Source organism: Aeromonas sp. R5-1, from assembly GCF_040908265.1.
Taxonomy (GTDB): Bacteria; Pseudomonadota; Gammaproteobacteria; order Enterobacterales; family Aeromonadaceae; genus Aeromonas; species Aeromonas caviae.
Window position 1 is genome coordinate 94,768 of sequence record NZ_JBFODJ010000110.1, and the last position, 20,716, is coordinate 115,483.

Here is a 20,716-nt window from a genome sequence, read left to right on the forward strand (position 1 = left end):
AAAGGGGAGGGCGATCACAACGGTCCTCTCCCCCTGCTCCGACGAGATTGCCGCGACCCTGTGATCCCTCAGGGCAAAGGGGAGGGCGACCACAACGGTCCTCTTCCCTGGCTCCGATGAGATCGCCGCGACCCTGTGATCCCCCAGGGCAAGGGGAGGGCGACCACAACGGTCCTCTTCCCCGGCTCCGACGAGATTGCCGCGACCCTGTCATTGTCTCTCGTGACCCTGTTCAGGTTCGCGAACACACAGGTGCGACACCTTGTTCACCTTCGCAAAAACGGCAGCCCGGGCTGCCGTTTTTTATGTTGCCAGACCGAGCACCTCCCCTTGTGGTTCGATTTCCTCTCTTAATGTTCGCTTAAGTTTGCCGTCCTAGGATGACCCCGTATCTGGACCTCCCTGGCTCTTGTCCTGTTTTTCCAGGGCCGAGCGCCGGGATGGTCACCACGAAGCCTGCTGGCAGGTTGTTAGTTCCACTGGTTTGTCGGAGTCTCTCTATGCGTCTCACTCTGGGAGTGATGAAGGTCAATCTGTTGCTGGTGCTGCTGTTTGCACTGGTCTTCAACTGGCCCATTTTCCTGCACTTTTATCGCATTCTCAGCGCCCTTGAACACGTCAAGGCGGGGTTTGTCCTCTCCATTCCCCTGGTACTGGTGGCGGCCCTCAACGCGGTGTTCCTGCCCTTTACCTTCCGTTATCTGCTCAAGCCCTTTTTCGCCTTGCTCATCCTGACCGGCTCCCTGGTCAGCTACGCCATGCTCAAGTACGGGGTGATCTTCGACATGGGCATGATGCAGAACATCATCGAGACCAACAGCGGGGAGGCGGGCTCCTACCTCAACGGCTCCGTGGTGCTCTGGTTCCTGCTGACCGGCCTGCTGCCGGTGCTGGTTCTGTTGTGGGTGAAGATTGAGTATCCCCGTCCCTGGTACAAGGGGCTGGGTCTGCGCCTCGGTTCCATCGCCCTCTCCTTGCTGTTTCTGATGGGGGCTGCCGCCCTCTATTACCAGGATTACGCCTCGGTCGGGCGCAACAACAAGTCCCTCGGCAAGGAGATAGTGCCCGCCAACTATGTGCACGGGCTCTACAAGTACGCCCGGGATGTGGTCTTCGCCACTCCCATTCCCTACCAGCAGATCGGCACCGATGCCAGGGTGATCGGCCAGCATGAGAAGCCGACCCTGATGTTCCTGGTGGTGGGGGAGACGGCCCGCAGCCAGAACTACTCCCTCAACGGCTACAAGAAGGAGACCAACGGCTTCACCGAGAAGGAGGCCAATGTCGTCTCGTTCAGGAACGTGCGCTCCTGCGGCACCGCCACTGCGCTCTCCGTGCCCTGCATGTTCTCGAACATGACCCGGCGTGGCTATGACGAGGCCAGGGCCCAGTCCCAGGATGGCTTGCTGGACGTGCTGCAACATGCCGGGATCTCGGTGCTCTGGAAGGAAAACGACGGCGGCTGCAAGGGGGTGTGCAAAAACGTCCCCACCATCGAGATTGAGCCCAAGGCATTCCCCGCATACTGCTCCGGCAATGCCTGTCATGACGAGGTGCTGTTGCAGGGGCTGGATCAGCAGATCGCCGACATGCAGGGCAAGCAGGGCAGCAAGCTGGTGGCCTTCCACCTGATGGGCAGCCACGGTCCGACCTACTATCGCCGCTACCCGGCCGCCGATCGTGTCTTCCTGCCGGACTGCCCGCGCAGCGACATCGAGAACTGCAGCAACGAAGAGCTGGTGAACACCTATGACAACACCATCCGCTACACCGACAAGGTGCTGGCCCAGCTCATCGACAAGCTCAAGAGCCTGGAGAGCCAGTACAACGTGGGGCTGGTCTATCTGTCGGATCACGGCGAATCCCTCGGCGCCATGGGGCTCTATCTGCACGGCACCCCCTACAAGTTCGCACCGGACGATCAGACCCGGGTGCCGTTCCTGACCTGGTTCTCTCCCCAGTTGCAGGCGGACCGTCAGCTCAATCTGGATTGCCTGCAACAGGAGGCAGCCAGCAAGCGCTTCTCCCACGACAACCTGTTCCACTCCATGCTCGGCATCATGGATGTGCAGACCCAGGTCTATGACGGCAAGCTGGATCTGTTCAAACCGTGCCGGGCGGGGTAAATGGGCCCGAGCGGTTGAGCGGCACGACGACCTGTTGCCCCGCACCATGCTCGGCATCATGGACGTGCAGACCCAGGTGTATGACGGCAAGCTGGATCTCTTCAAACCGTGCCGGGCGGGGTGAACCGGCGAAAACAGACCATAAAAAAACGGCAGCCACCGGCTGCCGTTTTCGTATCCGAAGGGGTAGGCCTTACTTTTGCTCCATGATGATCTGCAACAGATCCCCTTCCAGCAGGGAGCGCTTGACCAGGGCGAAGCCGCCGATGGTGGGCTGGTTCTGGAAGCGCGCCTTCACGATGGGCAGGCCGCGATGGAAACTTGGCAGAGACTGGTGCTCGACACAGCGGCGGATGGCCGGGATCAGGATCTCTTCGGCGGCGGTGATTTCACCGGCGATGAGCACCTTCTGGGGGTTGAACAGGTTGACCGTGATGGCGATGGCGCGCCCCAGGTGCTCCCCCACGTTCTCGATCACGCTGCGGGCCAGCTCGTCACCGGCCACCGCCGCCTTGCACACCTCCTGGATGGTGATGTGCTTCTCTTGCAGCGAACTCAGGTGACCCCGGCTGATGAGCTCCTTCACCTTGTCGACGATGGCCTCGTTGGAGGCGATGGTCTCGAGGCAGCCGAAGTTGCCGCAGTGGCAGCGCTTGCCAAGGGGTTCGACCTGGATGTGGCCTATTTCGCCGACGTTGCGGTTCTGGCCGAGAAACACCTTGCCCTTGGTGATGATGCCAGAGCCCGTCCCCTGGTGGACACTCACCAGGATGGAGTCCATGCAGTCGCGGGACTCGCCGAAGAAGTGTTCGGCCAGCGCCAGCGAACGGGTGTCGTTGCCCACGTAGCAGGGGAGGTTGAAGTGGTGCTCCAGGAGCTTGGCGAGCCCCAGGTTGCGGATCTGGTAGGTGGGGGTGTAGATGACCATGCCGGATTCGGGGTTGACCAGACCCGGCATGGTCAGCGCGATGCTGATGAGGTTGCGGCTGCGATCCTGATTGGCGTCGATGAAGGCGCCAATCTCCCGCAGCAGCATGTCCACCACGGGTTGCTGCTCGATCTCGGTCACCTGGGTGATGTGCTGATCGAGCTCCTTGCCGTCGAGGTCATACAGGGAGAGCTGCAGGTAGCCGCGACCCAGCTTGGCGGACACAAACTGGAAGCGATGCTTGATGGTGGTCAGGGAGATGGCGCGGCGCCCGCCAGTGGAGGCTTGCGGCGAGGTTTCCCTGATGAGACCGTGCTCGATCAGTTGCCGGGTTATCTTGGTCACGCTGGCCGGGGCCAGCTGACTCAACTCGGCAATTTTGACCCGCGAGATGGGCCCCTGCAGGTCAATGAGGCGATAGACGACCGCACTGTTTACCTGCTTGATAAGATCTACGTTTGCTATTTGTCCGCCAGTCATAGTGTCACTGTGTTGTGTAGTGTCCGTTAACCACGGTCCCGCAGACCGCGAAGGCCTGATCAAAGACGGTGAGGTTGGCAATTTTTCCGACCTGGATACTACCGAGACGCGAGTCCCATCCAATGGCGCGAGCGGGGTAAAGGGTGGCCATTCTCAGTGCTTCGTCGAGCGGCAATCCGACCTGTTTGACCAGATTTTCCACCCCTTCGATCATGGTGAGGGCGGAGCCGCCGAGTGTACCATTCTCATCGACGCACTGACCATCGCGGAAATAGACGGTTGCGCCGCAAAAATCAAATTTCTCAAAGCCTTCCGGTGCACCTGCCGCCGCGGTGGCATCGGTGACCAGCACCAGCCGCTCCCCCAGCATCCTGTGCGCCAGGCGCACGTTGGCCCAGTGTACGTGGTGGCCGTCGACGATGATGCCCGCATAGACATCCTTGCGATCGTAGATGGCACCGACCACGCCGGGCTCGCGACCGTTCAGGGTCGGAGTCATGGCGTTGTAGAGGTGGGTGGCAAAGCGCATGCCGTTGTCAAAGCCCGCCATGGCCTGGTCGTAGTTGGCGGCGGTGTGGCCGGCGGAGACCAGGATGCCGGCTTCCACCAGACGGCGGATGTGTTCGGGCTTGTTGCGCTCGGGTGCCAGGGTGATCTTGGCGATGGCGTCCGCGTTGTCGCAGAAGAAGTCGATCATCTCGTCGGCGGGCTGGCGGATCTGTTCGGCCGGGTGGATCCCCTTGCGCTTGAGGTTGGTGTAGGGCCCTTCCAGATGGACGCCAAGCACCTCGTTGGGGTGGGCGGCCATGTAGTCGCGGGTGACGGCGACGGCCTGCTTCATGTCCGCATCCGGGCTGGTGATCAGGGTCGGCAGGAAGCTGGTGGTCCCGGATTTCAGGTTGGCCGCCTGCATGGTGGCCAGGGTGTCCGTGGTGATGTGACCGTTGAACATGACGCCACCGCAGCCGTTGAGCTGGACGTCGATGAAGCCGGCGCTGAGGTTGGCGCCCTGGAGGTCAATCTGCTCGATGCCGGCTGGCAGTTCTGCCTGGCGGGAGATGGCGACAATCTTGTCGCCATCGATGACCACGCCATAACCGGTCAGCACGCAGCTGCCGGTGTAGAGAGTGCAATTAGTCAGAGCGTACATGGGAGCTCCTCAGAGGTGCTTGATGTTGTCGGCTTCCAGTTGCTGGAAGTAGCGCACCGTCTTGACCTTCAACTCCATGGTGGAAGGTTCGTCGCACACCACAATCCCTTTCGGATGCAGTTGCAGGGTGGAGATGGTCCACATGTGGTTGACGCTGCCCTCCACGGTGGCCTGCAGGGCCTGGGCCTTGGCGTGACCGACCACCAGGATCAGGATCTCTTCGGCGTCCATCAGGGTGCCGACACCCACGGTCAGGGCCAGCTTGGGCACCTGCTCCATGTCGCCGCCAAAGAAGCGGGAGTTGGCGATGCGGGTGTCTTCGGTCAGGGTCTTGACCCGGGTACGGGAAGCCAGGGAAGAGGCCGGTTCGTTGAAGGCGATGTGGCCGTCATTGCCGACGCCGCCCATGAACAGGTGGATCTTGCCGTAGGACTTGATCTTGTCTTCGTAACGCTGGCACTCGGCCACCAGATCCTCGGCGTTGCCATTGAGGATGTTGATGTTTTCCGGGCGAATGTCAACGTGATTGAAGAAGTTGTTGTGCATGAAGCTGTGGTAGCTCTCCGGATGTTCCTTGGGCAGCCCCACATACTCGTCCATGTTGAAGGTGACCACGTTCTGGAAGCTCACCTCGCCGGCTTTATGCAGCTCAATCAGGCGCTTGTAGGTGTTGAGCGGGGTGCCGCCAGTGGGCAGACCCAGCACGAAGGGGCGCTCGGCAGTGGGTTTGAACGCATTGATGCGGTCAACGATGTAACGGGCAGACCAGAGACCCACCTGGCTGGCAGACTTCAACGGGATCAGGCGCATTCTATATACCTCAGTACGGTTGCCGCACAGGGAGTGACGGCAAGGGACCAGACACGGATTCAAGTTGTTTTATAGCGTAAATAAAGATTGCGAACTAAGCCACATCTATCGGCTACCTTTATCTCTGTTGAGTGATAATGATCACGAAAGCTGGTTTATTAATTTGCGCAGCGAAATAAAACACATAGACTGCCAATCAAGCCTTGATGGCTTATGCGTCGAACGTGATAAGCACTTAATTTCTAGAAAAACACCAACTAAGGAGAGGAACCGTGAACATTCTCGGTTATTTACAAAAGATCGGCCGTGCCCTGATGGTGCCGGTAGCGGTATTGCCTGCCGCCGCGATCCTGATGGGGATTGGCTACTGGATTGACCCGAACGGTTGGGGTGGCGGAAGCCCTCTGGCTGCGTTTCTGATCAAGGCGGGCGCCGCCATCATCGACAGTATGCCCATTCTGTTCGCCGTCGGCGTCGCTTACGGCATGTCCAAGGATAAAGACGGTTCCGCCGCGCTGGCCGGTCTGGTCGGCTTCCTGGTGGTCACCACTCTGCTGAGCCCGGGCGCCGTGGCCCAGATCAAGGGTATCCCGGCCGACCAGGTGCCGGCAGCCTTTGCCAAGATCAGCAACCAGTTCGTCGGCATCCTGTGTGGTGTCATCGCCGCCGAGCTCTACAACCGTTTCAGCAGCGTGGAGCTGCACAAGGCGCTGGCCTTCTTCTCCGGTCGTCGTCTGGTGCCGATCGTGACCTCCGTGGTGATGATCGTCGTCTCCTTCATCCTGATGGCCGTCTGGCCGGTCATCTACGGTGGCCTGGTGAGCTTCGGTGAATCCATCGTCAGCATGGGCTCCACCGGTGCCGGCATCTATGCCTTCTTCAACCGTCTGCTGATCCCGGTTGGTCTGCACCACGCCCTGAACTCCGTGTTCTGGTTCGACGTGGCCGGCATCAACGACATCCCGAACTTCCTGGGTGGCCAGTCCTCCATCGACGCCGGCAAGGCTGTCGTGGGCGTGACAGGCATGTACCAGGCCGGCTTCTTCCCCATCATGATGTTCGGTCTGCCGGGTGCCGCACTGGCCATCTACCACAGCGCGAAGAAAGAGAACAAAGAGAAGGTTGCGTCCATCATGATCGCTGCCGCCTTTGCCGCCTTCTTCACCGGGGTGACCGAGCCGCTCGAGTTCTCCTTCATGTTCGTGGCGCCGGTACTGTACGTCATCCACGCCCTGCTGACCGGTATCTCTGTGTTCATCGCAGCCTCCATGCACTGGATCGCCGGTTTCGGCTTCAGCGCCGGTCTGGTGGATATGGTGCTCTCCAGCCGCAACCCGCTGGCGACCCAGTGGTACATGCTGCTGGTACAGGGTCTGGTCTTCTTCGGCCTCTACTACGTGGTCTTCCGCGCGGTGATCGCCAAGTTCAACCTGAAAACCCCGGGTCGTGAAGATGACGAAGCCGTGCCGGTACAGGCTCAAACCACCGACCGCACCGAGCTGGCCAAGCAGTATCTGGAAGTGCTGGGTGGTCAGGAGAACCTGGTGACCATCGATGCCTGCATCACCCGTCTGCGTCTGACCCTGAAAGACCGCAGCATCGTCGATGAGCGCAAGCTCAAAGCTCTGGGCGCGGCCGGTGTGGTCAAGCTCGGTGAGCAGAACCTGCAGGTGATTCTGGGCCCATTGGCCGAGATCATCGCCGGTGAGATGAAAGCCCTGCGTTAATCGAGCGACTCGCTCACCTCAAGTCTAAGTCCATTGTTGACATAACTAAGGGCCCCGCCTCGGGGCCCCATATAAAAAAAGCCAAGAAAATCCAACCTTTACTTCAAATGAGAGCAGCAGTTATGAACTTGAAACATTCTCTGTTAGCCATTGCCATGTCTACCGTTTTCGCCGGTCCCGCACTTGCAGCCGATGCTGCCAGGCAAGCGGTGGTCGACGCCCTCGCCAGCAACCTCGTCGTCAAGTACGAAGTCGTCACCAATGACGGTGCCGGCGCCGGTCTTGATTGCCAGGCGCTGGGCTCCGAGTGGGCGAGCTGCGGCGTTGCCAAGCTGCACCTGACCAATACCGGTGCCGACGTCACCTCCAAGGACTGGAGCATCTATGTCTCCTCCATCCGCCGCATCCAGCGGGTGGACAACGACCAGTTCACCATCACCCACCTGACCGGCGACCTCTATCGTTTGACGCCGACCGAGAAGTTCCAGGGCTTTGCCAAGGACGCCACGGTCGAGGTGCCCCTGGTGGTGGAATACTGGGTATTGTTCGAATCTGACATCATGCCGAACTGGTATGTCGCCAGTGAAGGGGCCGAGCCGAAAGTGCTGGCCAGCATGAGCAACATCGACGATGCCAGCACCTACGAGAAGCCGATGCCTGCCGATGGCTGGAAGCGCACCAAGGATGACAACAACATCCTGATGAACAGCGAGACCCGTTTCGCCGCGAACCAGACCAGCACCCTGCTGCCTGCCGGCAAGATTGACGACCGCATCCTGCCAAGCCCGATGAAGCAGGTGGTCAAGGCCGGCCCGCAAATCGACTTCTCCACCATCAAGCTCAATGCCCTTGACCTGCCGAGCGATCGCACCGAGGCCCTGAAGGCGCAACTGACCAAGCTGGGTGTTACCCTCTCCGACACCGGCTACCCGGTCACCATCAAGCTCGGCAGCAAGCTCAAGCAGGCCGAAGGCTACGACATGACCATCGGCAAGAAGGGCACCGTCATTCAGGGGCACGACGTTGACGGCGCCTTCTGGGGCGCCCAGTCTCTGATCTCTCTGCTGGGGGTTGACGACAAGCTGGTGAGCCAGATGAGCGTCGAGGATGCGCCGCGCTTTGAATACCGTGGCATGCAGACCGACGTGGCCCGTCACTTCCGAAGCCCCGAGACCATGAAGAAGCTGGTGGACCAGATGTCCGCCATGAAGCTCAACGTGCTGCACCTTGGGCTGACCAATGATGAAGGCTGGCGTCTGGAGATCCCGGGCCTGCCAGAGCTGACCGACGTCGGCAGCCAGCGTTGCCATGACGAGTCCGAAACCAAGTGCCTGATGCCGCAGCTTGGCTCCGGCCCCACCAGCGACAACCAGGGCTCCGGTTTCTACAGCAAGGCGGACTACATCGACCTGGTACGCTATGCCAAGGCCCGCGGTGTGACCGTGATCCCCGAGATCAACATGCCGGCCCACGCCCGTGCCGCCGTGGTCTCCATGGAGGCGCGCTACAAGCGTCTGATGAGCGAGGGCAAAGAAGCCGAGGCCAACCAGTTCCGTCTGACTGACCCGGCCGATACCTCCAACGTCACCTCGGTGCAGTTCTACGACAAGATGTCCTTCATCAACCCCTGCCAGCCGGGTGCCGCCACCTTCGTTGCCAAGGTGATGGATGAAGTGGCCCAGATGCACCAGGCCGCCGGCCAGCCGCTGACCGCCTGGCACTACGGTGGTGACGAGGCGAAGAACATCATGCAGGGCGGTGGTTACCAGGATCCGGCCGTCACCAAGAAAGAAGATCTGGTGGCCTGGAAGGGCAACGTCGACTCCAGCAAGCAGGACAAGCCGTTCGGCAAGTCCCCCATGTGCCAGAAGATGATCGACGATGGCAAGATCAAGGACGTGGCCGAGCTGCCGGTCTACTTTGCCAAGGAAGTGAGCGAGATGGTCAAGGGCCACGGCTTCTCCACCCTGCAGGCGTGGGAAGATGGCCTGAAGTACGCCACGGATGCCAGCGTATTCTCCACCGACAAGACCCGGGTCAACTTCTGGGAAACCCTCTACTGGGGTGGTTTCAACGAGGCGATGAAGTGGGCGCACAAGGGCTATGACGTGGTGCTCTCCAACCCGGATTACCTCTACTTCGACTTCCCGAACGAGGTACACCCGGCCGAGCGCGGCTACTACTGGGCAACCCGCTTCAACGACACCCGCAAGGTGTTCGCCTTCGCCCCGGAAAACCTGCCGCAGAACGCCGAGACCTCGGTTGACCGCGACGGCAACGCCTTCGTGGCCAAGGGTGACCAGGATCCGGTCAAGTTCAAGGGGATCTCCGGTCAGCAATGGAGTGAAACCGTGCGCACCGATGCCCAGTACGAGTACATGGTCTATCCGCGCATCTTCTCCGTGGCCGAACGCGCCTGGCACAAGGGCGGCTTCGAGCTCGATTACGTGAAGGGTCGCGAGTTCTCCGGCACCACCAAGCATGTCAACAAGGCCACCCTGAACAAGGAGTGGAACCAGTTTGCCAACGTGCTGGGTCAGCGCGTGCTGCCCAAACTGGATCAGGCCGGGGTGGAATATCGCCTCTCCGTACCGGGTGCCAAGGTGGTGAACGGTGTGCTGGAAGCGAACGTGGATCTGCCGGGTCTGCCCATCCAGTACAGCCTGGACGGCACTACCTGGACTGCCTACGACGCAGCCGCCAAGCCGAGCGTCAACGGCAAGGTCTACCTGCGTACCACCAGCTTCGATGGCAAGCGCACCAGCCGCGTCACCGAGCTGAACTGATAGCTAGCCTTCAATCCATAACGCAAGGTGGGTCGCAAGACCCGCCTTTCCCAAGGGCGATGGCCATCGGGTTTGGGAAAGGTTGACTCTGCGTGTGAACCTTTGTTGTGTGTGTTTTGTCTGTTTTTCATCACTTGAGACCCCGCCCCGTGCGGGGCTTTTTTTGACCAGGATCTCTGCAATTTCTCCCGTTTCGCCGTTTTTGGTGCGCCAATGACCCGAATTGGCCAAATTCAGGTTGAGGCAGGGCGCGTAATGAGGGATCATACCCGGCTTGACGGCGGGGGTATGAGGGTGCCAGCCGGCACAACGTCCGCCAGTGACGCATTTTTGAGGTGAGCCATGAGTCAGGCGAACAGCCCAACTAACTTTATTCGTCAGATCATTGATGAAGATCTGGCCAGCGGTAAGCACAGCAGCGTGCATACCCGTTTCCCGCCGGAGCCGAACGGTTATCTCCATATCGGCCACGCCAAATCCATCTGCCTGAACTTCGGCATCGCCCGCGACTATCAGGGTCAGTGCAACCTGCGTTTCGATGACACCAACCCGGCGAAGGAAGACATCGAGTTCGTGGAGTCCATCAAGCAGGACGTCCAGTGGCTGGGCTTCCAGTGGAGCGGCGAGATCTGCTACTCCTCCGACTATTTCCACAAGCTGCACGGCTACGCCATCGAGCTCATCGAGAAGGGACTGGCCTATGTGGACGAGCTCTCCCCGGAGCAGATGCGCGAATACCGCGGTACCCTGACCGCCCCTGGCAAGAACAGCCCGTTCCGCGATCGCAGCGTGGAAGAGAACCTTGCCCTGTTCGCCAAGATGAAGAACGGTGAGATGGCCGAAGGCTCCGCCTGCCTGCGCGCCAAGATCGACATGGCATCCCCCTTCATGGTGATGCGCGATCCCGTCATCTATCGCATCAAGTTTGCCCACCACCACCAGACCGGTGACGAGTGGTGCATCTACCCGATGTATGACTTCACCCACTGCATCTCGGATGCCCTGGAGGGGATCACCCACTCCCTGTGTACCCTGGAGTTCCAGGACAACCGTCGCCTGTATGACTGGGTGCTGGACAACATCAGCATCGACTGTCACCCCCGTCAGTACGAGTTCTCCCGTCTGAACCTCGAATACACCGTCATGTCCAAGCGCAAGCTGAACCTGCTGGTGACCGAGGGGCACGTGAACGGCTGGGATGATCCGCGCATGCTGACCGTCTCCGGTCTGCGCCGCCGTGGTTACACCCCGGCCTCCATCCGCGAGTTCTGCAAGCGCATCGGCGTGACCAAGCAGGACAACATCGTTGAGATGAGCATGCTGGAAGCCTGCATCCGCGACGATCTCAACGAGAACGCCCCGCGCGCCATGGCCGTGCTGCACCCGGTGAAGGTGGTGATCGAGAACCTGGCGGCGGACGAGGTGCTGACGGCGCCAGCGCACCCGAACAAGCCGGAGATGGGGACCCGTGAGCTGCATTTCTCCCGCGAAATCTTCATCGACGAGGCGGACTTCAAAGAGGAAGCCAACAAGCAGTTCAAGCGTCTGGTGCTGGGCAAGGAAGTGCGCCTGCGCAATGCCTACGTCATCAAGGCCGAACGGGTCGAGAAGGATGCGGACGGCAAGGTCACCTGCATCTACTGCTCTTACGACCGCGAGACCCTGGGCAAGGATCCGGCGGACGGCCGCAAGGTGAAAGGGGTGATCCACTGGGTCAGCGCCACTCACTCCCTGCCGGCCGAAGTGCGTCTCTACGACCGTCTGTTCAAGGTGCCGAACCCGGGCGCCGAGGATGACTTCGAAGCGGCTCTGAATCCGGAATCCCTGGTGATCATCGAAGGGGCCCGGGTGGAAGCTTCCCTGAAGGATGCCAAGCCGGAGTTTGCCTACCAGTTCGAGCGTGAAGGTTACTTCTGCGCCGACAACAAGCTCTCCAGCGCCGAGCGCCTGGTGTTCAACCGCACCGTGGCCCTGCGTGACGTCTGGGGCAAGGCCGAGGTCTAATAGAAGAGGGCAGGGGAAACCCTGCCGCTTCTGGTCCGGATTGCGGACACAAAAAAGCCAGCATCATGCTGGCTTTTTTATTGCGCCGACCCGGCCGAATCAATCGTCGTGCTTGCAGTCACCGTTGGCGCAGTGGCCATACAGGTAAAGGCTGTGGTTGGTCAGGCGGATGTTGTGCGCCTTGGCGATGTCGCGCTGGCGCTGTTCGATCACCTCGTCGGAGAACTCGATCACCTTGCCGCAGTCGAGGCAGACCAGGTGGTCGTGGTGCTCCTGGGTGGCGAGCTCGAACACCGACTTGCCCCCTTCGAAATGGTGACGGGTGACGATACCGGCATCATCAAACTGGTTGAGAACGCGATAAACGGTAGCGAGACCAATCTCCTCGCCCTGATCGATCAGCCGTTTGTACAGATCTTCCGCACTGGTGTGCTGGCAGTCCGGCTGTTGCAGGATTTCCAGGATCTTGACACGGGGCAAGGTGATCTTGAGCCCGGCCTTTTTTAACGCTTGGTTGTTGTCTGCCATTTCTATTTATTCGCATTCTCGAAGGTGTGGTTATTCTGATTGACTGCCGCTGTAATGGCAACCACGAACTCGCTTGGCCTGTCATTATAGGTCGTAGCCAAGTTAAAAATAAACCCAGCAATTCAAGGGCTTTAGCTCATCAAGCCCGTCATGGGAATATTCAGGCCCGCTTGCTCGACCAGAGAATGTTGATACTATGTGACTTCTTTATAGTCTGGTCGGATGAGATCCATGGATTGGCTTTTCGGCAATGCCGCCTGGGTGCGCTGCGCCCTCAACGCCTGGCCCCCCTTCTGGGGCGCAGGCATCAAGATAGAAACCCTGAGCCCCGATTTCCGCTTCTGCCGGGTCACTCTCAAGTCCCGCTGGTGGAACAAGAATGCCAACCGGACCCAGTTCGGTGGCAGCATGTTCGCCATGACGGATCCCATCTACCCGTTGATGCTGATGGGCTATTTCAAGAACCGCTACTACGTGTGGGACAAGGCGGGCAGCATCAATTTCATCAAGCCGGGCAAGGGCAAACTGGTGGCGGAGTTCACCCTGAGCGACGCCAAGCTGGCATCGATCGTGGCGGCGACCGAGGGGGGAGAGAAGCACTTTCCCGAGTTCGAGGTGCAGGTGCAGGATGGCCAGGGCGAGCTGGTGGCCCAGGTGAAGCGCACCCTCTATGTCAGATCCAAGCCCCAGCACAGGGGGGGCTGAATGCCTGCTGCAGATGCAACAAGGGCCCCGTCGGGGCCCTTGTTGCATGAAGAGGGAGGGAGATCAGATCACTCCAGCTCGCCCAGGCACATCTCTTCGTGCAGCTGTTTGCACCAGCCTTTGACGCGCTCTGCAGTCAGCTCCGGCTGGCGATCTTCGTCGATGCCCAGGCCCACGAAGTGCTTGTCATCCACCAGTGCCTTGGAGGCTTCGAACTCGTAGCTCGCGGTCGGCCAGTGGCCGATGATGATGGCGCCCTTGGCTTCGACGATGTCACGCAGGGTGCCCATGGCGTCGAGGAAGTACTCGGCATAGTCTTCCTGATCGCCGCATCCGAAGATGGCCACCAGCTTGTTGTTGAAATCGATCTCTTCGAGTTCGGGGAAGAAGTCGTCCCAATCGGCCTGGGCTTCGCCGTAGTACCAAGTCGGGATGCCGAACATCAGCAGATCGAAGCTGTCGATGTCGGCCTTGCTGCTCTTGGCAATGTCACGGACTTCAATCAGTTGTTTGCCCAGTTCTTTCTGGATCATCTTGGCGACAGCTTCGGTATTACCGGTATCGCTGCCGAAAAACAGACCTACACTAGCCATAGTGTTTCGTTACCCGTATCTGGTGTTGATGCTTGACGGTTCAGATTGCGATGCCTGCTGCATGAGCAGACTCGATCTGTTGCTTCAGGATAGATTGGATCAGCTCGGCTCGGCTGACGTTCTGTTGCAGCGCAAGTTGGTTCAGGCGCTCCAGCAACTCGGCTTCCACCTTTAACTCGACCCGTTTCAGCCCGTTCTCACGATCGCGCTTGAGCTGGTTGCGCTTGTTGATCTTGAGCTGGGTCTCGCGGGGGAGTGGATTGGTCTTTGGCCTGCCGGGGCGCTTCTCAGTTGCGAACAGATCCAGTGTTGTTCGATCAGTTTGCTGTTTGGCCATACATCACAGATGAAAAGTAGTTAGCCGATCCCTGAGCCTTCCCAGCCCATTTCGATCAGCCCCTTGGCGACAAAACCCGCGCAACCCAGAAACAGCACCAGCCAGACGATGAAGCGGCCGAAGCGGGGCACATTGCCCCGTTTGAGCACGTCCTGAATGGCCAGACCAATCAGCAGGAAGATGGCCACGAAGAACAGTTTCAGGCCCAGACTCTCGATGAGATCGATGTGTTCACTCAGCATGGATTGCGCGCACTCCTTAAGACGGGCGCACTATATCACAAAGGATTTGAAACTGTTAACCGCCTGTCGACAGGAAATCCACAACCAGTTTGTTGAACAAAACCGGCTTTTCCGCGTGCAGCCAGTGACCCGTGCCGGCGATGACGCGGGCCTTGGCGGCCGGGAACTGGGCCATCGCGGCCCCGGTGTATTCGGGCAGCATATAGTCGGAGTCGCCCCCCTTGATGAAGAGTGTCGCGCCTTCGAAGCGGCGTTCATCGTCAGGCCAGCCCATGATGTTGGCGTAGTTGCGCTCAAGGGCCGGCACGTTGAAACGCCACCCCCATCCAGACTCCCCTTTGGCGAAGGATTTGAGCAGGAACTGGCGCACCCCGGCGATCTCGATGTACTCGGCCAGCATGGCTTCCGCCTCGCTGCGGCTCTGGGGGGGCGTGGCCAGCGTGGCATTGAGCCCGGCAAACACGTTCTTGTGGCGGGCGTGGGGATAGGCCACCGGGGCGATGTCCGCCACTACCAGCTTGCTGACCCTGTGAGGGGCCTGCTTGGCGACCTGCATGGCGACCTTGCCCCCCATGGAGTGACCCACCAGGGCCACCTGTTCAAGTCCAAGATGGTCCAGCAGGGCCAGGATGTCCTCAGCCTGGGACGGGTAGCTCATCTCGTCCGAGTGAAAGGAGGCGCCGTGATTGCGTAGATCGACGCTGATGACCCGGTATTGTTCGCTGAGGGGGCGTGCCAGCAGGCCGAGGTTGTCCAGGCTGCCAAAGAGGCCATGGATCAGTACGATAGTCGGGCCTTCGCCCTGTTCCTTGAAGTTCAATCGTGGGTATTGTTGCAAAATGACACCTTATCGGTCGTGGGCTCTATCGCCATAATTTTTAACACACTGAAAGAAAAGGATTTCATTCCTGGTGGGGGATTTTTTTGTGGTTTTTTTTCAAAAATATCTCCCCGGGATCGGCTATCAGTGCGGGGGATCACACACTTGGCCCGTCATTATGCCGTATTCTCAAGGAGATTCATGCACATCTGTCCGCCCCTTGCTTGGGCTGCCGGGTCTGCCTATGTATAATCGCCGCATCCGAATTTCGACGAGTCCAGCGCATCCCTATGAAAACCATCGAGCTTGATGACGATCTCTACTTCTTTATCGCGAGCCAGACCCGGCACATCGGCGAGAGTGCGTCCGATATCCTGCGTCGCCTGCTGGAGCAACCCGCCCAGGCCGGCACGGCAACCGTGGCGGCCGCGCCTGCGATGCAACCGCAACCCGTGGCCGATGCCATGGGGCTGGAGGCACTGCTGGATTCCGGCGAGCTGCAGAAAGAAGAGAAGTCCATCAACCGCTTCATGCTGGTATTGAGCACCCTCTATCGGGACAACCCGGAAGGCTTCACCCAGGCGACCGAGATAAAAGGGCGCAAGCGCGTCTACTTCTCCCGTGACCCGGAAGCGCTGCGTGCCAGTGGCAGCACCACCAAGCCCAAGCCGGTACCGGAGACCCCGTTCTGGGTGATCACCAATACCAATACCAGCCGCAAGCAGAACATGGTGGCCCAGCTCATGAACAGCATGGGTTATGACGAGGATCTGACGGCTCGGGTGTGCGGCGCCGTTTAACCCATCAACGACTTCAGGCCTTGCCGGGCAAGGCTCAGCTCAAGGAAAACGCCATGGCACAGCATTCCCACGCCGGTCAGCCGGCTCGTCTTTGCGATCTGACCAACATTCCCCGTCTGGTCAGCGCCTACTACCTCAACAAGCCGGACATGAGCCGCCCTGAGCAGCGGGTCGCCTTTGGCACCTCCGGTCACCGCGGCAGCGCCCTGCACAGCGCCTTCACCGAATCCCACATTCTGGCGGTGACCCAGGCGCTGGTGGAGTACCGCCAGCAGGCCGGTATCACGGGGCCGTTGTTCGTCGGCATGGATACCCATGCCCTGTCTGAATCCGCCTTTGCCAGCGCGGTGGAAGTGCTGGCGGCCAACGGTGTCGAGACCCGCATTCAGGCCGGCCTCGGCTTCACGCCGACCCCGGTCATCTCCCATGCCATCCTGCGCCACAACGCAGGCAAACCCGTGGCGCAGGCGGACGGCGTCGTGATCACCCCGTCCCACAACCCGCCGGAAGACGGTGGCTTCAAATACAACCCGCCCCACGGCGGTCCTGCCGAAGGCGAGATCACCAAGTGGGTGGAAGACCGCGCCAACGCGATCCTGGAAGCGGGCCTGGCCGGCGTGAAGCGGATGCCGTTTGCCGAGGCCCTCAAGAGCCCGTTCGTGGTGGAACACGACTATGTCACCCCTTATGTGGATGATCTCGAAAATGTGCTGGATCTGGCCGCCATCAAGCAGGCTGGCATCAAGATCGGCGTGGATCCGCTGGGTGGCTCCGGCGTCGCCTACTGGGACGTCATCGCCAGGCGCTACGGTCTGGACATCGAGGTGGTGAACTACAAGGTCGACCCGACCTTCTCCTTCATGACCCTGGACAAAGACGGCAAGATCCGGATGGACTGTTCCAGCCCGTTCGCCATGGCGAGCCTGATTGCCCTGAAAGACAAGTTCGACATCGCCCTTGGCAATGACCCTGACTACGATCGTCACGGCATCGTCACCAAGGCGGGCCTGATGAATCCGAACCACTATCTGGCGGTGGCGATCCAGTATCTGTTCACCCACAGAACCGGCTGGCCCAAGGGGGCGGCCGTCGGCAAGACGCTGGTCTCCTCTTCCATGATCGACCGGGTAGCCGGCGAGATCGGTCGCACCCTCAAAGAGGTGCCGGTCGGCTTCAAGTGGTTCGTGGACGGTCTCTACAGCGGCGAGTTCGGCTTTGGCGGCGAGGAGAGCGCGGGTGCCTCCTTCCTGCGCAAGGACGGTACCGTCTGGACCACCGACAAGGATGGCTTCATCCTGGCGCTGCTGGCGGCCGAGATCCTGGCGGTGACCGGCAAGGATCCCCAGGCCCACTACGATGCGCTCGAAGCCAGATTCGGCCGCTCCAGCTACCGCCGCATCGATGCCCCGGCCAACAGCGCCCAGAAGGCGGTGCTCTCCAAGCTGGATCCGGCCCTGGTGGAAGCCTCCACCCTGGCTGGCGAGCCCATCCTCGCCAAGCTGACCAAGGCGCCGGGCAACGATGCCGCCATCGGCGGCCTGAAAGTGGTGACCGAGAACGGCTGGTTCGCGGCGCGCCCCTCCGGTACCGAGTCCATCTACAAGATCTACATGGAGAGCTTCAAGGGGGAGGCGCACCTGGACCTCATCCAGCAGGAAGCCCAGCAGATCGTCTCCGCCGCCCTGGCCAAGGCAGGCGTTTGACCCTCACGGCAACAACCCATGTGAAAGAGGAGCCCTGGTGGCTCCTCTTTTTTTGTGTCGGGTTGACTGCGGATCAGCCGTTGTCGATGCTGCCGGTGGCGGCCTTGCGGTTCTGCCAGCGCTTGAGGAAAGAGCGGGCCGGCAGCTTCATCAGGAAGAGAGAGAGCAGGATGATGCCGATGCCGAGCCACTGACGGCCATCCAGGGTTTCTCCCACCATCAGCACACCGCAGGAGACCGCCACCATGGGATTGGTGAGGGCCAGCATCCCCATCACCTCAGGGCCATGGCGTTTGAGTCCCCAGAGCCAGGCCCAGTAGGCCAGAGCCGTATTGAGGATCACCAGCCAGATAAGCCCGGGAGTGGCGTCAGCCCGGGGCAGGGGCATGGGGCCGGCCAGCCACCAGGCCAGCGGGATCAGCATCAGGCCGCCCAGCAGCAGCTGCCAGGCGGTCAGGGCCAGCAGATCGTCCACCGGCCAGCGTTGCATCCAGCGGCTCGACTGGCCGATGAGCAGGGTGGCGAGCAGGGCGCACGCCACGCCGACGGGATCCAGATTGGCAGAGGGATTGAGCAGCAAGAGCACCCCGACGAGCCCCATCACCCCCAGCAACAGCCACTTGAGCGTCGGTCTGACACCGTCTTGCAGCCAGGCCAGCCCCATCAGGATGAGGGGCAGCGTCGCTCCCAACGTACCCGCCACGGCGCCGGGCAGGCGAAACGCCGCCACGAAAAGCAGGGCGAAGAAGGCGGTGATGTTGCAAAACGCCAGCAGGAACTGCCTGCTCCAGACGAGAGGCGGTCTGCGGGGATGGAGCAACAGCAGCAGCACCCCGGCGGGGAGGGCGCGCCACACGGCCACCCAGTAGGGGGAGTAGTCGGTCAGGTAGAGACTGACGACGGCATAGGTGCTGCCCCAGAGCAGGGGGGCAAGCAGGGCGATCAGCAGTGGCATGGTTATCTCGTAATAAAGTATCTTTAAGTAAAGATACATTAGCCGCGAGTTGGTTTATTATCAAGAATCTTCATGTAAAGATAATGGAGCCCGAATGGAGAGTGATCATGTAGATCAGCTGCTGGCCCAGTGGGCCCGGCAGCGCCCGGACCTCGACTGCTCCCCTATGGGGGTGCTGGGGAGGGTGGCGCGCATGGCGGCGATCGCCGGGCGCGAAGTGAGCGAGACCCTCAAGGAGTGCGGTCTGCTGGGGTCTGATTTCGATATCCTGGCGACCCTGCGTCGGGCCGGCGAGCCGCTGACTCCGACCGCGCTCTACCAGTCCGCCATGCTGAGTTCAGGGGCCATGACGGCCCGGCTCGACAAACTGGAGCAGCGTGGCCTGATAAGACGTGAAGCCTCCCCCGATGACAGGCGCAGCCTGCTGGTCTGCCTGACGGAGCCGGGGCGGGAGCTGGTTGACCATGCGGTGGAACAGCACGTGGCGAACGAGCGCCGCCTGCTGGCCCCATTGAGCCTGGTCGAACAGGAGCAGCTGGCCGCCCTGCTCAAACGTTGGCTGCTGGAAAACGAATAAAAAAAACGGGCCTGCGGGCTAATGCCAGTCAGTTAAGCCTGACTGGCATTGTTTTTACTAGGTTTTCTCGTCGCATACTTCTGTGGTTTGGCTTTGATGCACCTTGGGTAACTTCGTTCTCGGCGGGCGGGTAACTTGAACTGCTCTGCCTGTTTGTCCAACTCAGCGACACGCCCTGGAACCATGCCCGGTGACACAAACGGCAGGCAACTGAGTTCATGCAGCAGATACACCGATGCCATGTGAAAGCTCAACTGGCTGGCCGTATAGCCCTTTAAGCTCGCCGCCATCCTAACCATCTGATATCTCAGTAGGTTATAGGCCAATACCAAGCCCCATAGCTCCTGCCTTACTCCATCGGGTTTCTTGCTGCGCAGCGTCAGCCGGTGCTGTTGCAGGCTATGTTTCATCTCCCGATAGCCCAGCTCGATTTCCCAGCGATTCTGGTATAGCTCCATCAACTCGCTGGCCGGGAAGCGCAGCGGGTCGGTGAGCGAGGTCAGCACCTGCCGCTCCTTGCCGTTTACCGTCCGGGTCAGCAGCCGGGCTTCGAACTGCTCCGGCAACTCGCTCCACTTCTTCTTGGCCTGCGGACTGGCACTGAGGCGTACCAGCACATCCTGCCGCCCCAGCTTGCGGATGACCTCGTATTGAGCCCCCTTTTTCAGCGGAATAAGCCAGTGACGCGCTACGCCCTGGCGTTGCCAGGCATGGAGTAACCCCAGTGAGTAGAAGCCCTTATCGAACAGGGTCAGGCTATTATCGGGTGTTTTTTCAATCAGTTGCTCTGCCAACACCATCTCGTTTACCGCACAGGAGTCCATCACTGTCTGGGTCAGCAGATGACTGGTCAGCTCCATCTGACACAACATGCGGACCTGGGGATATTGCGTCTCCCCCTGGACGGTTTTCGACTTGGCAAAGGCGCCGGCATTGTCCGGAGTATCGGGCGTGCGCCAGACCACCCCGTCCACGGCCAGCAGCTGCAAGCCGGCCCAGGTGGGGTGCTGACACTGCTGATGCCAGAGTGTGGCGGTCTGCTGGAACACCTGTCGAACGGCTTGGTCAGCCAGTTTTTGGCGCGCCTGGATGAAGGCGCTGGGGACGACAAACGGCCGGTCGCCGGGTAACAGGATATCGAGCTGGTTGGCCAGCTGGGCCATAGGGACATGACGAAACAAGGACATCCCGATAATGGCCCATAGCACCCGCTCCATGGGCATGCGCCGTCGGCGCAAGGAGACGGAGCCCGTCTCGGCCAAGCAAGCCTGCACCAGTTCAGGTGACAGCAGGTCAGACAGGGACTCAAACTTTCCGGGAGGACAGGCGTGAATGAAGTCGAGAGCTTGGTCGATACGCATAAAAAAATCCGAAACCCAACAAGGAGTTTCGGATTCTTACACAGCCTGAGGATCGGTCAATGGATCCTTAACTGATCGGCATTA

General features: G+C 60.3%; 18 protein-coding genes. 8 read left to right on the plus strand and 10 right to left on the minus strand.

Annotated features, from left to right (window positions below; all coding sequences use genetic code 11):
* The first annotated feature begins 500 nt into the window (after nt 1–500).
* Nucleotides 501–2,126 (plus strand): phosphoethanolamine transferase, encoded by a 1,626-nt coding sequence (locus tag AB5Y64_RS15890; RefSeq protein WP_103243440.1) that lies wholly within the window; start codon nt 501–503, stop codon nt 2,124–2,126.
* Nucleotides 2,127–2,319: 193 nt separating this feature from the next.
* Here AB5Y64_RS15890 and AB5Y64_RS15895 read toward each other — a convergent pair whose 3' ends face one another.
* Genes AB5Y64_RS15895 through nagB form a run of 3 tightly spaced genes read right to left on the minus strand, consistent with a single transcriptional unit; the run spans nt 2,320 to nt 5,494 of the window.
* Complete coding sequence (locus AB5Y64_RS15895; protein WP_010674096.1) at nt 2,320–3,534, minus strand: ROK family protein; 1,215 nt, start codon at nt 3,532–3,534, stop codon at nt 2,320–2,322.
* A 4-nt stretch (nt 3,535–3,538) separates the two neighbouring features.
* Nucleotides 3,539–4,684, minus strand: coding sequence for an N-acetylglucosamine-6-phosphate deacetylase (gene nagA / locus AB5Y64_RS15900; protein ID WP_039039842.1), 1,146 nt, complete (start codon nt 4,682–4,684; stop codon nt 3,539–3,541).
* Between the two features lie 9 nt (nt 4,685–4,693).
* The gene (gene nagB / locus AB5Y64_RS15905) at nt 4,694–5,494 is read right to left on the minus strand and encodes a glucosamine-6-phosphate deaminase (RefSeq protein ID WP_010674098.1); all 801 of its coding nucleotides are present in this window, start codon (nt 5,492–5,494) and stop codon (nt 4,694–4,696) included.
* A gap of 272 nt (nt 5,495–5,766) precedes the next feature.
* Between nagB and nagE the strand changes: the two genes are divergently transcribed.
* The 3 genes from nagE to glnS all read left to right on the plus strand — a co-directional run bounded on the left by nagE (nt 5,767) and on the right by glnS (nt 12,011).
* Nucleotides 5,767–7,221: an N-acetylglucosamine-specific PTS transporter subunit IIBC gene (gene nagE / locus AB5Y64_RS15910; RefSeq protein ID WP_039039841.1), complete on the plus strand. Its 1,455-nt coding sequence runs from the start codon at nt 5,767–5,769 to the stop codon at nt 7,219–7,221.
* Nucleotides 7,222–7,343: 122 nt separating this feature from the next.
* The gene (locus tag AB5Y64_RS15915; protein WP_201871979.1) at nt 7,344–10,007 is read left to right on the plus strand and encodes a beta-N-acetylhexosaminidase; all 2,664 of its coding nucleotides are present in this window, start codon (nt 7,344–7,346) and stop codon (nt 10,005–10,007) included.
* 342 nt (nt 10,008–10,349) lie between these two features.
* Nucleotides 10,350–12,011, plus strand: coding sequence for a glutamine--tRNA ligase (gene glnS, locus AB5Y64_RS15920; RefSeq protein WP_201873062.1), 1,662 nt, complete (start codon nt 10,350–10,352; stop codon nt 12,009–12,011).
* Nucleotides 12,012–12,110: 99 nt separating this feature from the next.
* Here glnS and fur read toward each other — a convergent pair whose 3' ends face one another.
* The gene (gene fur / locus AB5Y64_RS15925; RefSeq protein WP_010674102.1) at nt 12,111–12,539 is read right to left on the minus strand and encodes a ferric iron uptake transcriptional regulator; all 429 of its coding nucleotides are present in this window, start codon (nt 12,537–12,539) and stop codon (nt 12,111–12,113) included.
* 231 nt (nt 12,540–12,770) lie between these two features.
* Between fur and AB5Y64_RS15930 the strand changes: the two genes are divergently transcribed.
* Nucleotides 12,771–13,244: a DUF4442 domain-containing protein gene (locus tag AB5Y64_RS15930; RefSeq protein ID WP_010674103.1), complete on the plus strand. Its 474-nt coding sequence runs from the start codon at nt 12,771–12,773 to the stop codon at nt 13,242–13,244.
* Nucleotides 13,245–13,312: 68 nt separating this feature from the next.
* Here AB5Y64_RS15930 and fldA read toward each other — a convergent pair whose 3' ends face one another.
* The 4 genes from fldA to AB5Y64_RS15950 are packed head-to-tail and all read right to left on the minus strand — an operon-like array spanning nt 13,313 to nt 15,236.
* Nucleotides 13,313–13,837, minus strand: coding sequence for a flavodoxin FldA (gene fldA / locus AB5Y64_RS15935; RefSeq protein WP_010674104.1), 525 nt, complete (start codon nt 13,835–13,837; stop codon nt 13,313–13,315).
* Between the two features lie 40 nt (nt 13,838–13,877).
* Entirely contained in the window at nt 13,878–14,174 is a 297-nt protein-coding gene (gene ybfE, locus AB5Y64_RS15940; RefSeq protein WP_005325670.1) for a LexA regulated protein, read from the minus strand.
* A 20-nt stretch (nt 14,175–14,194) separates the two neighbouring features.
* Nucleotides 14,195–14,416, minus strand: a complete 222-nt coding sequence (locus AB5Y64_RS15945) for a DUF2788 domain-containing protein (RefSeq protein WP_010674106.1) — start codon at nt 14,414–14,416, stop codon at nt 14,195–14,197.
* Nucleotides 14,417–14,471: 55 nt separating this feature from the next.
* A complete protein-coding gene (locus tag AB5Y64_RS15950; protein ID WP_109112016.1) occupies nt 14,472–15,236 on the minus strand; it encodes an alpha/beta fold hydrolase in 765 nt (254 codons plus the stop codon).
* Between the two features lie 290 nt (nt 15,237–15,526).
* Here AB5Y64_RS15950 and seqA point away from each other — a divergent pair, with 290 nt between their 5' ends.
* Entirely contained in the window at nt 15,527–16,036 is a 510-nt protein-coding gene (gene seqA / locus AB5Y64_RS15955; protein ID WP_010674108.1) for a replication initiation negative regulator SeqA, read from the plus strand.
* A 53-nt stretch (nt 16,037–16,089) separates the two neighbouring features.
* Complete coding sequence (gene pgm, locus AB5Y64_RS15960) at nt 16,090–17,739, plus strand: phosphoglucomutase (alpha-D-glucose-1,6-bisphosphate-dependent) (protein WP_010674109.1); 1,650 nt, start codon at nt 16,090–16,092, stop codon at nt 17,737–17,739.
* Between the two features lie 73 nt (nt 17,740–17,812).
* On the opposite strand, the gene AB5Y64_RS15965 is transcribed toward pgm, so the two are convergent.
* A complete protein-coding gene (locus AB5Y64_RS15965) occupies nt 17,813–18,694 on the minus strand; it encodes a DMT family transporter (protein WP_171864867.1) in 882 nt (293 codons plus the stop codon).
* A gap of 94 nt (nt 18,695–18,788) precedes the next feature.
* On the opposite strand from AB5Y64_RS15965, the gene AB5Y64_RS15970 reads away from it, so the two are divergent.
* On the plus strand, nt 18,789–19,271 hold the full coding sequence (locus AB5Y64_RS15970) for a MarR family winged helix-turn-helix transcriptional regulator (RefSeq protein ID WP_010674111.1): 483 nt from the start codon (nt 18,789–18,791) through the stop codon (nt 19,269–19,271).
* 32 nt (nt 19,272–19,303) lie between these two features.
* Here the strand turns inward: AB5Y64_RS15970 and AB5Y64_RS15975 are convergent, their stop codons facing one another.
* A complete protein-coding gene (locus AB5Y64_RS15975) occupies nt 19,304–20,632 on the minus strand; it encodes an IS4 family transposase (RefSeq protein ID WP_053288733.1) in 1,329 nt (442 codons plus the stop codon).
* Nucleotides 20,633–20,716: the final 84 nt, after the last annotated feature.